Annotated in this window: 13 protein-coding genes; 7 read left to right on the top strand and 6 right to left on the bottom strand. The window is 36.2% G+C overall.

Annotated elements, in window-relative coordinates:
- Positions 1–15: 15 nt before the first annotated feature.
- The 4 genes from ACG9ZL_RS20410 to ACG9ZL_RS20395 all read right to left on the bottom strand — a co-directional run bounded on the left by ACG9ZL_RS20410 (position 16) and on the right by ACG9ZL_RS20395 (position 3,357).
- Positions 16–147 (bottom strand): hypothetical protein, encoded by a 132-nt coding sequence (locus tag ACG9ZL_RS20410; RefSeq protein WP_419361643.1) that lies wholly within the window; start codon positions 145–147, stop codon positions 16–18.
- Positions 148–478: 331 nt separating this feature from the next.
- Entirely contained in the window at positions 479–1,993 is a 1,515-nt protein-coding gene (locus ACG9ZL_RS20405; protein WP_419361642.1) for a hypothetical protein, read from the bottom strand.
- A gap of 58 nt (positions 1,994–2,051) precedes the next feature.
- The gene (locus ACG9ZL_RS20400; RefSeq protein WP_419361640.1) at positions 2,052–2,459 is read right to left on the bottom strand and encodes a divergent PAP2 family protein; all 408 of its coding nucleotides are present in this window, start codon (positions 2,457–2,459) and stop codon (positions 2,052–2,054) included.
- Positions 2,460–2,478: 19 nt separating this feature from the next.
- The gene (locus ACG9ZL_RS20395; protein WP_419361638.1) at positions 2,479–3,357 is read right to left on the bottom strand and encodes a decaprenyl-phosphate phosphoribosyltransferase; all 879 of its coding nucleotides are present in this window, start codon (positions 3,355–3,357) and stop codon (positions 2,479–2,481) included.
- A gap of 26 nt (positions 3,358–3,383) precedes the next feature.
- On the opposite strand from ACG9ZL_RS20395, the gene ACG9ZL_RS20390 reads away from it, so the two are divergent.
- From ACG9ZL_RS20390 to ACG9ZL_RS20380, 3 genes are read left to right on the top strand one after another with little or no spacing between them, the layout of a single operon-like run.
- Positions 3,384–3,791: a GtrA family protein gene (locus tag ACG9ZL_RS20390; protein ID WP_419361635.1), complete on the top strand. Its 408-nt coding sequence runs from the start codon at positions 3,384–3,386 to the stop codon at positions 3,789–3,791.
- A 7-nt stretch (positions 3,792–3,798) separates the two neighbouring features.
- Positions 3,799–5,100: an FAD-binding oxidoreductase gene (locus ACG9ZL_RS20385; protein ID WP_419361633.1), complete on the top strand. Its 1,302-nt coding sequence runs from the start codon at positions 3,799–3,801 to the stop codon at positions 5,098–5,100.
- The gene (locus tag ACG9ZL_RS20380) at positions 5,101–5,856 is read left to right on the top strand and encodes an SDR family NAD(P)-dependent oxidoreductase (protein WP_419361630.1); all 756 of its coding nucleotides are present in this window, start codon (positions 5,101–5,103) and stop codon (positions 5,854–5,856) included.
- A 238-nt stretch (positions 5,857–6,094) separates the two neighbouring features.
- On the opposite strand, the gene ACG9ZL_RS20375 is transcribed toward ACG9ZL_RS20380, so the two are convergent.
- Positions 6,095–6,319 carry a helix-turn-helix transcriptional regulator gene (locus tag ACG9ZL_RS20375; protein WP_004676219.1) on the bottom strand — a complete coding sequence of 75 codons (225 nt, stop codon included), beginning with the start codon at positions 6,317–6,319 and terminating at the stop codon, positions 6,095–6,097.
- Between the two features lie 149 nt (positions 6,320–6,468).
- Here ACG9ZL_RS20375 and ACG9ZL_RS20370 point away from each other — a divergent pair, with 149 nt between their 5' ends.
- Entirely contained in the window at positions 6,469–6,714 is a 246-nt protein-coding gene (locus ACG9ZL_RS20370; protein ID WP_004282220.1) for a hypothetical protein, read from the top strand.
- 295 nt (positions 6,715–7,009) lie between these two features.
- Here the strand turns inward: ACG9ZL_RS20370 and ACG9ZL_RS20365 are convergent, their stop codons facing one another.
- Positions 7,010–7,792 (bottom strand): hypothetical protein, encoded by a 783-nt coding sequence (locus tag ACG9ZL_RS20365; protein ID WP_336024513.1) that lies wholly within the window; start codon positions 7,790–7,792, stop codon positions 7,010–7,012.
- 306 nt (positions 7,793–8,098) lie between these two features.
- On the opposite strand from ACG9ZL_RS20365, the gene ACG9ZL_RS20360 reads away from it, so the two are divergent.
- The 3 genes from ACG9ZL_RS20360 to ACG9ZL_RS20350 all read left to right on the top strand — a co-directional run bounded on the left by ACG9ZL_RS20360 (position 8,099) and on the right by ACG9ZL_RS20350 (position 11,392).
- A complete protein-coding gene (locus tag ACG9ZL_RS20360; RefSeq protein WP_160124107.1) occupies positions 8,099–9,268 on the top strand; it encodes a MobA/MobL family protein in 1,170 nt (389 codons plus the stop codon).
- 530 nt (positions 9,269–9,798) lie between these two features.
- Positions 9,799–10,698, top strand: a complete 900-nt coding sequence (repM, locus tag ACG9ZL_RS20355; RefSeq protein ID WP_004763517.1) for a replication initiation protein RepM — start codon at positions 9,799–9,801, stop codon at positions 10,696–10,698.
- Between the two features lie 76 nt (positions 10,699–10,774).
- Positions 10,775–11,392, top strand: coding sequence for a plasmid replication DNA-binding protein (locus ACG9ZL_RS20350; protein ID WP_419361645.1), 618 nt, complete (start codon positions 10,775–10,777; stop codon positions 11,390–11,392).
- Positions 11,393–11,783: the final 391 nt, after the last annotated feature.

Here is an 11,783-nt window from a genome sequence, read left to right as displayed (position 1 = left end):
AAGCGTTAGATTGGCTTACACCATTAGAGAAATTTGCTCAGCTTGTTGATTATCATAAGACTTTTCAAACTGTCGCACCTCATGTTTGAATTCGCCAAGCCATAGTGGGATATTACTTTGATTGACATTAGTTAAATATGTTGACATACCACCACCTTATAAAGTGGACAGCCCACCTCCTTGATCCGTATAAGTTACCTGGCCAAGTTCTCATATTAGGTAAACTGGTCGTGTCTAACTTTATAATCCTCAGAATAGAAAATACCAGTCAATTTCTTAACTGGTTGGCATTATGACAGGATGTTGGGATTTTTTATTGCCTAAATTTTAATTCGAATCATACCCAAATATTTAATTTTCAAAATATAATAGACCTCTTGCGTTAGTCAAAATTTAAACAGCCTAAAGCTACATTTAATAAGGTTTTAGCCAATTCAAAAATTAGGCAAAACGATACTATCGCAAGAGGTCTAATATTTTACATTATACTTACATTCCAAATAGCTAACTTCTTAATATCAGATGGGTTAGAATATTTAGTAACCTCCATTTGATAGGTTGGATAATCCGAATTTATTTTTCTCTTAATATCCGCATACTTATCAAAGCCTATTTTTATCTCAGTTTTATGTAAATACTTAATCTCATTAATAGCACGATACAAATCATTTATTTGATTACTACTAAGAGACCCTTGAAACGTTTTTATGACAAAAATACAAGAATAATTTTTATTTAAATCAGGTTGGTTAAAGGATTTTATCAAAAAAGGACTTGAACTATTATAACCTTTATCTAAATATAAATAATTACTTATTACTGGATCATGACTTAAGACCAAAAATCTATTAGAACAATTAGAAGACTCTTTCTCCAAATATTTAGTTAAGTCATTAATAGGTAAATTCCAACTGTTTTTTGTGGTATCTTTATGATTAATAACATTAACAACACCTATAATATTACCTACAGACACCAAAAAAACACAAACCAAAAAAAGTTTTTTAAACTTAATACCTTTAATAATGGTTGAAATCCATAATCCCTGAATAGGAGAAACAATTAAAAAATTTCTTAATTTACCAGCCAATCCTGTGAAAATTAATAAAAAAATAGATAAAAAAAATGATAAAGAATAATTTTCTTTTAATAATTTTTTATCATTTATTTCCATAAATAAACTATAGATATATATACAACATATACCTGAAAAACCTATTGCTGAAATAACTCCAAATATAGAAAGTGGAAACAGTCCTTGGTTACTAAAAATTGCTGAAAGAAAACCAATAAAACTGCTTGAAATATCAAAAACTTGACTTTCTTTATTGGGTAGATGATATTTAATAAAAATTAATATTTGTGGTAAATATAATAAAAAGGATATTACGCCAAAAATAAAGAAATGTTTTATTTTCTTTACTTTATCTTGCTCACAGTTAAACCAATAAAACAATATAAGAGGTAATGCAACTATAATAACAGCATAACCCAAATAACCTAAAATAAGTAAACTACCAAAACATTTTGCCCAATATCTCCAATCCTGTGTATTTGGCACAAAAAAAGCCCAAAGTAATAATGGTACAAAAAAAGCATACCAGCGAAGACCAGTAGTCCACATTAATATAGCTGGATTCAAAGCTATCAGGAAAAAAGCTATAATGAATGATGTATTACCATATGTTATTTTGATATTCGATATGCTTTTTATGATTAATATAGCACTAAATATTGATATTAAAAGCCGCACTATATGCCAGTCATTTACCAGACTGTATAATATCCAGTTTATCAAATAAGATGCTGGTGGATGAACATCTCCCGTTTGCACAATACTTAAGGATTTAATCCCATAAGTCTCTATGAGATTTATATTAAAAAATTCATCATCATATCCCGGAGAGAAAAAACCAACCGTACCGTATAAAATAACTATAAAAAAATAAGCTAATATCTGATAGTATTTTTTTATAAAAAATATATTATGCATTTTACTTACCTACATTATTAAAAATAGTCATTTAATTTTAACAATCTCAAACTTTAAATTAACTTACTAATAAACCAATCAATATACCTATAACAGCACCAGCCAAAATCTCAATTTTGGTGTGCCCCATACGTTCTCTTAACTGCTGATATTCAGGATCATCTTTAGCTAACTTATTAATCGCTACAGCATGTTTACCCACAGCACGTCTTAAACTATTTGCATCTAGTAAAACAATAAAAGCTAAAGTGAGGGCTACGCCAAATGCAGGCGTATCAATCCCTTCTTTAAAGGCGATTAAAGCAACCATACTGCTGACGATGGCACTATGGTTGCTCGGTAAGCCCCCATAACCAATCAGTCCAAAAGCCAATTGCCTTGCTTTAATTGAGTTAATAAGAAACTTTAGGCAGCCAGCAACCAGCCAGGCTAAAAATGGGGTAATCAGGTAACTGTAATAATTCACAAAACAATCCAAAATAAAATTAAGCGGGTACTAATGCCCAAATACAACACCCGATCCATAAAGCAACAGTCAGTAGAATTTGCCAGTCCTGAACAATCACATCTGTGGGGGATTCCCCGCCTTTTAGGGTTTCAACGATAAACCAGTAACGGAACAGACCAAACATCACAAAAGGAATGGTAATAATCAATTGTGGCTGAACTTCCATCACATACAGGCTATAAAATACGATCGCGGTAATGGCAGACATTTCTGCAAAACGATCAATCAGAGAAACTGAATAGTGGGCAAGCACCCCACGACCTTGCGATCCACTTTGCACCAATTCCTGACGACGCTTAATTGAAGCAAGATAAAGTGAAATACTCAGTGTGGTAATAAACATCCAATGAGAGACAGGCACTGCAAGGGCTACAGCACCAGCATAGACACGTAATACAAAGCCAAAAGCCACAATAAAGATTTCAATGACAGGTTCATGCTTCAACTTGAAGGTATAGGCCCAATTCAGCACTAGATACACCAAGATCACATAAATCACCTTGGGTGCAACTAACCAGGAAAATCCAAGTGCCACATAGATCAAAACCAACAAAATCATCGCACTTCGGGGGCTTACCTGGCCTGAAGCTAAAGGACGTTTCTTAGACTTTTCAGGATGAGCACGATCTTTCTCAATATCTTTTAAATCATTAACGATATAAACCGCAGAAGCAGCTAAACAAAATAAAAAAGCTGCAAATAATGCCGAATAAACAGACCCTATTTTTAAGAATTCACCAGCAAAGATCAGTGGTGCAAAAACAAAACTATTTTTTACCCATTGTTTAGGTCTTATGAGTTTAATCAGTCCCCGGATTTCAGCTAGAAAAGACCGATGGTGTGCTATATCATGCATGAGTTTTACAACATTATTAAATATAAATGATTGATTCGATTAGACTGGCAACGCTTTATACAGCATTTGCCATAGTTGCTACATTTTTTAACATTCTAGCACAGGATGTTTTCAGTTATATTTATTCTGGACCTTTTTATATTTTAGTTTCAATTATCATTGGTACAGGTGTGGGCCTAGTAATTAAATATGTTTTGGATAAAAAATATATTTTTAAATATAAAACACAAAATGCACAACATGATGGAAAGGTTTTTATGCTTTATACCGTGATGGGTATTTTTACTACCATCATTTTTTGGGGCTTTGAATTTGGCTTTCATGCCATTTTTGAAACCAAAGAAATGCGTTATGTTGGTGGCGTGATTGGTCTGATGATTGGCTATATTTGCAAATATTACTTAGATAAACGTTTCGTATTTCGTACGGTATAAATCACAGATGACAAAAATACAGGCTTGGGGCAGACTTTCCAACACAGAGCATCAGGTTATTCCTTTAATCACCCCCTCACAAGCAACCAAACAACTACAACACTGTACTGATCCTGGTATCGCTCATGGGATGGGGCGCAGCTATGGCGATGCTGCATTAAATAGCAATGGTACCTTATGGCTGACGACGGCCATGAATCATCTAATTTCTTTTGAGTTAAATACTGGGATATTGCATTGTGAAGCTGGTACCACCTTACAGGATATTCATCGCACCCTGATTCCACAGGGCTGGATGTTACCTGTAACACCAGGAACGCAAATGATCACCGTGGGTGGCGCAATTGCGAATGATGTACATGGTAAAAATCACCATGCTTTTGGCTCTTTTGGTGACCACGTTCTATATATCAAGTTATTGCGTACTGATGGCGAAATCATCGAATGTTCAAAGACTGAAAGAGCAGATTGGTTTTATGCCACCTTAGGGGGTATTGGCCTAACTGGAATCATTTTAGAAGCAAAAATTCAGTTACGCTCTGTTCAAGGCCCCTGGATCCTCTCAGAAACTATTCCTTACCACAATTTAGATGAGTTTTTTGCACTGTCTGATTCATCTGAAACTGACTGGGAACATACCGTATCCTGGATTGATTGTATGAACGGTGCGAATGCCAAAGGACTCTTTGCACGGGGCAATCTGGCAAATGAACACACTCAAGCAGAACCCCAAATTAAAGATAAAACTTTCCCTATTACCCCCCCTATTTCATTGGTAAATAAACTCAGTTTACCACTCTTTAATTTTGCCTATTTCCATGGTAATGCTCTAAAAAAACAGCCTCAAACAGTACATTACGAACCATTTTTCTATCCACTAGATGCTATGCATGAATGGAACAAGATGTATGGTCCAAAAGGTTTTTACCAATATCAAAGTGTGGTACCCAAAGAAGTCGGTAAAGAAGCTACACAAGAGATGCTAAAAGCGATTAAAAAATCAGGTGAAGGCTCATTTCTAGCGGTATTAAAAACATTTGGGGATCGTGAATCCGGTGGATTACTGAGTTTTCCAAAGCCAGGAGTAACCTTGGCATTGGACTTTCCCAACCGGGGAGAAAAGACTCTCAAACTCCTAAATGAACTGGATCATATTGTTCAACAAGCTCAAGGCCGCCTTTATTTGGCCAAAGATGCACGTATGCCACGATCACTATTTGAGACAGGCTATCCACGTTTCAATGAATTTCTAAAATATCGGGATCCAGGCATCAGCTCGGAAATGTCCCGTCGTCTATTGGGTATCTAAATGTCAAATCAACCAAGAATCTTAATTGTAGGTGGAACCTCAGCCATTGCTGAACACTGTGCCAGACTTTGGCTGAAGCAACATCCCTGTGAGATTATTCTTTTAGGACGAGACCAAGACAAACTACAACGTGTTGCCCAAGATCTAAAAGTGCGCACACCGCAAGCGGATATCCAATTACAGACCGTTGATTTTTTAAATGCTGCTGCAATTCAGGATTGCATCAATACCATCAATCAACAGGGTGCAATCGATATTGCCCTGATTGCCCATGGCAACTTACCAGATCAGGACCAATGTCAAAACGATCTGATCCAGTGCCAACAGGCAATCGAAGTCAATGCCGTTTCACCTGTACTATTTACTGAAATTATTGCCAAACACATGATCGAGCGTAATCATGGAAAGCTGGCAGTGATTGGCTCAGTAGCAGGTGATCGTGGTCGTAAATCCAACTATGTCTATGGTGCATCGAAAGCGCTGATTGATAAATATCTACAAGGCTTACAGCATCGTCTAGCCTTAATGGGTTCTCATGTCACCGCAACCTTAATCAAGCCAGGCCCAACAGCAACCCCTATGACGGCTGGAATATCAGGCAAGGGAAAACTTGCCTCACCTGAACAGGTTGCTCATGATATTGTGCAGGGCATCGATAAAGGCAAATTAACCGTTTATACGCCAGGTAAATGGGCAATCATTATGATGATTATTCGAAATTTACCTTTCTTCTTGTTTAGAAAAATGGATATTTAAATGGGTTCTAACATCAGTTGTAACCCCCAAATAGAAATATCCGGTTTATCGATTGCTCGACCTAAGATCTCAGAACATAAGAATTTGATGATCACCCTGGTTCTCAAAACTCGATACTTTATTGAAAAGTTCTATCGAGGCTTATAAGTCCCTGAAACAAAAAAATGCCTGAAGTTCAGGCATTTTTTACATCATCAATATCTACTAAAAAGCTTACAACAATCAACAAACGAGAGTTTTAGTCTTTTGAATACGACTTAATTTTTTCAAAAATAGGGTAAAAGTCTACACCCTCATCTTTCATGCTAGAAAGTAAGTAAACCAGAACAGCGATATGAGTAGGTACTTTTCCGATCTTTTTATAGTTAGTTATGGAGTTTGGGTTCATGTCCAATAAGGTTGCAAATTCCTTAATTGAAAGACCTGCTTTCCCCATAAGTCTTTGAAATTCTTCGTATGGCATCGTGATAAATACAATCTGTTTGAATTAGAAGTATAACACAGACCATAAAACTAAAAAAAACACATAAAAAATGTGACAAACACATTTTTTATGTGTTATAAATAGCTTATCAGCTAACCCATTTATCCTTATTATCGGAGAAATATAATATGTACTCATACCCGGATTCAAACACTGAAAAGAAAATTGCTCTCATGATCATCAATGACTTTTTCATTCAAAAAGCCCATGAACTGTGGATTTTTTTACAACTCGATCAGTGCTTTAATGATTATGAAGCCACACTGATTTGGACTCGACGTTATTTAGAGAAGCATCCTGAGTGTGAGTACAGCGATATTCAAAAAGCCTTTGTTTCTTGTTTCCCAGAACACTTCTTCAGCTTTGACTGTTAATTTATGAGAGGCACGGTAAAAAATCGCAATGGGTAAGTAAATCCCAAATAGAAAGAGCCAGTTCATACAACTGGCTTTTTATTGTCACGTATAAATCTAAGACTTTCTTTGAGCATACTAAAATTGATGTTCCACGGCTTCTAAGACATTGATTTTAGGTTCAGGATTGGGGTCGCCATGACGTTACTTTAGGGTGTACTCCAAGTTTACATAAAAATTCATATACGACATTCATCTGTTAGCCCTAAGTAGAAGCTTCCATATAGGACACTTCTACTTAGGATAAACATATAAATTACTCGGCAACTGAATTAGTTTTTTGCTTTAGCTTTGTCTGAGCTGCCTCAATAGCAAAGTCCACAAATTTTACGGTCTCACCTTTATTACCATATAGTGCAAGTTGATTGAGCACCTCAAAAAGTAATTCTAATTTTTCCTTATTATTAAGATCCGATGCCCATACCTTCTGATAAATTTTTGTTTGACGGAGTTTTCCAGCTAGATAGCGATCAGCCTGAACCCGCTTTAAAAAGTTTTCGGTATCTAACGCATCATCATTTTTGATTTTATAAGCACTTAAAACACCACCACCGACTTCAAACTTACGCTGATTCTCTGCTTTACGTTTTTTACCTTCATCCTTTTTTTGGATCTGACTCAAATACAACTCTAAGTCACTGTATTCAAGCTTTTGAGCTTTAAAATTCAGATAACGCATACACATTATTTTCAAGATATTCGTTTCAGCTGGATCTAAAATGTCTTTTTGATATCGTTTATATAATTCCAAAAACTTTTCTTCATATTCAGTCTGTCTAGGATTTTTAGACAGCTCATCAAACAGCAACTGAAGCTTCAAATGTTGACGATAAGGTTTTAATGCTTCTTTCACCAGAATCTGTTGAGCTTCAGACAACATTTCAAAATTAAAATCTTCAGCTTGTAACGCATCAATGACCTGATTCTGCAATTCTGTCCGTGAATCTTTTTCTGATAAGAACTCAACAAAAGCATGCAACTCTGCCATCTGTAAAAGTTGAGCTGGTCTACCACGCTTTTTTGCTTTTTCCTGGGTCATATCATCTGCCGCCTAATTTTCAGAACTGCAACCTCTTTAAATATGGTTTTACCATATTTAAAGAGGGCAGTCTGAAAATAATTATTTAAAATAAAAATAAAATTTCTTGAAAAGAATTTTTATTTTTATTTTAAATAATTCGCACTTGACAGTTTCTCCTAATCGGAGAAACTAGTACGCAATGGGGCGCTTCCCCCTTGACCCCCTTCAACCGGATTTTTCAGCCATCCAGGCATTCCAAATCCGGGCAGTTTTCATTTCGTTTCACTCCATAAAAACCGGTCCCAGACCAACAAAAAGGTGAACATGGCCAGCTACCATTTCAGCGTCAAAAGCAAAAATAAAGGCTATGCACTTGGCCATTACCTCTACATTTCCAGACTTATGCAATATGAAGGCATCCGTAAAACAAGCAACGAAACCGTAGAACACATTGAACCTGGTCGTTGTATGCCTTCTTTCGTTAAAGATCCTATCGAATTTTGGCAAGCAGCAGATACGTATGAACGAGCCAACGCCAAAGTCTATATGGAGTATGAAATCGCATTGCCAAACGAATTCACGCCAGACCAGCGTAAAACGCTCATAGAGACGTTTTTTGACAAACATATAGTTCCACAGCAATATCCGCATTCATACGCCATACACAACGTTAAATCGCGTCTCAGTGGCGAAGAACAGCCCCATTGCCACCTCATGTTCTCCCTCAAAGCTGATGACGGCATTGAACGCACAGCAGAACAATATTTCAAACGCTACAATCCTCAAAATCCGGCCAAAGGCGGTGCCAAGAAAATCCAGCTACAGGATGGCCATGCAGACTATTCCACATTCTTATTGCACATCCGCAAAGCCTGGGAAAACCACCTCAATGATGCTTTAGCCGAGCACTGCCCTACAGTCACCTACACACTGGATGGTCAGGACATCACCATCAAAAATCAGGTTTCAGCAGACAGCTATGAAAAATATAACGAGATCCACAGCACTTTGTATCTTCCTGAGCCTAAGCTAGGCGTTGGTCAACAAAATGCGACAGCGGAATATCTCGCTCAGATCCAAAAAATTCGGGAACACAATCAACAAGAACGAGAACTCGAAGAACGCCAAAAGCAATTAGATCAACAACATGAATATTTTTATAGTGCTGAAAACCATCCATTTTCATCATTGGAAGTGATGTATCACCTGAATTACTTAATCAAAAATGCGAAAAATAAGGAAAAACTGGAAAAAGATTTTAGTGAAATTATCAAAACCCAAGAGCCTATATTGCAACAAGAAGGCTGGAACATTCATAACATGAATCGAAAATTGAGGGATTCAGAGCATAACTCAACGCCATGCTTTGAATTTGAAGTGTATTGCCAGCCAAAGTATCCATTAGCCATGCAAAATAAGCCCCCTCAACCGGTTCAATCCGAACAGCCAAAGCCAAAATCTGATGATTATGATTACGGTGGTCCTGGTTTTTGAATATGAATCTTGTAGGCATTTACAGAGCGAGTGTCTACGAGCGAACTGAGGCAATCAAAATTCTCGTTATGTTTTTTCCCTGATTACAAGCTCCCTTTTGTCGCTAAGATTCAAGTACAGAGCAAAGCGACTTGATATTTTTGAGTCATGACTGAGCGAAGCGAAGATAAAAAAATTATGAGCGTAGCGAATTCCTACTGCTTTTGCTTTTTATTAAATTCTAGATGGTATTAACCAAAAAATTGCCCCGACGAATCGAGCGAAAGCGAGATTCAATAGAGTTTGAGCGTAGCGAAAACCAAGGGCAATTTTTCATTCTTATCCTTTTTAATATATTTTAAATCTTTTAAATCTTTTAGGCTATCTGAAAGGCTTTAACAGAAAGGCTTTCAGCTCCTAACTATGAGGGATTGACTACTAACTATGAGGGATTGACTACTAACTATGAGGGATTGACTACTTAACTATGAGGGATTGACTATCAACTATGAGAGAATTATATTACTCATAGTTAGTTTATCGAATTAAAAATGATGAGTACATCTAAAAAAGAATTAGTAGTTAAATCAAATCAAGTAATTGAGGCTTCATATCAACTCAGCTCAACAGAACAACGGATTGTCTTAGCAGCTATTAGTAAGATTAGTCGGGCTGAAGATATTACAGATGATGAAATTTATCGCGTAACTATTGATGATTTAAAAAAACTTGGGGTTCATGAAAAAACAGCTTATAGAGATCTAAAAGATGGTGTAAACCGCTTATATGACAGATCAATTAATTTAGCTATTGATGATGAGTCAATCAAAATGAGATGGATTCAATCCATACGCTTTTTAGAAAGTAAAAGCGTTGTAGGAATTCGGTTTTCTAAAGAAATTTTGCCGTTCATTTCTAATCTAAGCCGTGAATTCACTAAGTATTCGCTATCTGACATTGCTGGTATGAGTAGCGCATATGCTATTCGTATTTATGAGCTACTAAGCCAATATCGTTCCATAGGAAAACGAGAGATTTCCATCGAATCTCTAAGAAGTATGTTGGAGTTAGGGAAAAGATATCCATTGTCTGCTGATTTAAAGAGATGGGTTATTGATACTGCTGTAGTTCAAATCAATGAACATAGCCCTTTAAATGTATCTTACGAGCAAATAAAGACAGGTCGAAAAGTCACACACATTCACTTCACGTTTAAAGAAAAATCAAAAAGTATTGAGCATAAATCCGAACAGAATAATTTTTATAAATTGACAGATTCACAAATTAATATGTTCGGTAATCAGCTTTCACGCTTACATGAAGTATCTCACCTAGCACAACAAGGTGAAAGTTATGACGACTTAGCTATTAAAATTAAAGATATGCTGCGAGATCCAATAAAACAAAAACAACTTATTCCTCATCTTAAAAATTTAGGCTTTAAGGCATAAAGGTCGATTGTGTATGTAGCAGTTGACTGTTTGTTAATGTATTTTAGTTCACATAATGGACAACCAAAATTACAAGATGAAATCACTATCTGTTATTGAGCTTTCAAACCTCTATGGAATAACTCGTCAAGCCATTTATAAGCAAGTTAATAAAGGTAATTTAAGTAAAAATAGTGACGGTAAAATTGATCTTTCCGAAGCTATTCGAGTCTTTGGTGAACCTTCTAGAAATGTAAACAGTTCACAGACAACCGAAACACGAAAGTTGTCAGAAGTTCACCTATTAGAACAGCAAGTTTACATGCTTCAAAAACAGCTTGAACAGGCTCATGAGCGTGAGCAGTTCCAACGTGAGGAACTAAAAGCTAAGAATGATCAGTTACACGTTAAAGATGAGCAAATTGAAGCAATACAACGCCTACTAGAAGTTCCAAAAGCTTATACAACTAGTTCTATCGACCCAAAATTAGATATAGCAACAGATACTAGGTCAAAAAGTGAGTCGAACTATGATGTATTGACTACTCAACCAAGAGAAACTCCTGTAGAAGTAGAGATCCAAACTCAGCCGAAAGATGACGGATTGACTACTCCGGAGCAGGTGGAAAATAAGCGGATTCCAGTACCGGAGCACATTGAACAGGAACCGGAAAAAAGGGGCTTTTGGAGCCGTTTTTTTAGACCCTATGATTAACCACGATTGTTTAACTAATATGAACAAAGTCGTGAAACACTGGTCAAAGAATAGGCGTGGAACGTGAAAAATCATAAAAAAAGCCCACCTTGGGGAAGATGGGCTATCAACTAGAAACTACAGCGTTGAATTATAAGGATAATTATACAGCATTTCGTATAAGGTGTATTATGTTAATTTTAGAAAATCTTCAGGTTAGAAGAAATTTTCACGATATAAAAAAGATGGAATATGTCTGCGAATTAACTGAGCTTGTGCAGTATAACCCCTCGACTCCAACTCCAATAGAAATACAAGGGCAGAGTAAAACTTGAAGTGCGACATAAACCACCTAATTAATTTAAAGGGTTTATGGAGTATATAAAATTGTCATACCATCATCTTAACTTTG

Source organism: Acinetobacter legionensis, from assembly GCF_048551735.1.
In the GTDB taxonomy this organism is placed as follows: domain Bacteria; phylum Pseudomonadota; class Gammaproteobacteria; order Pseudomonadales; family Moraxellaceae; genus Acinetobacter.
The sequence above is the reverse complement of the archived record's forward strand: the minus strand, read 5'-3'. Positions and strand labels throughout refer to the sequence as shown.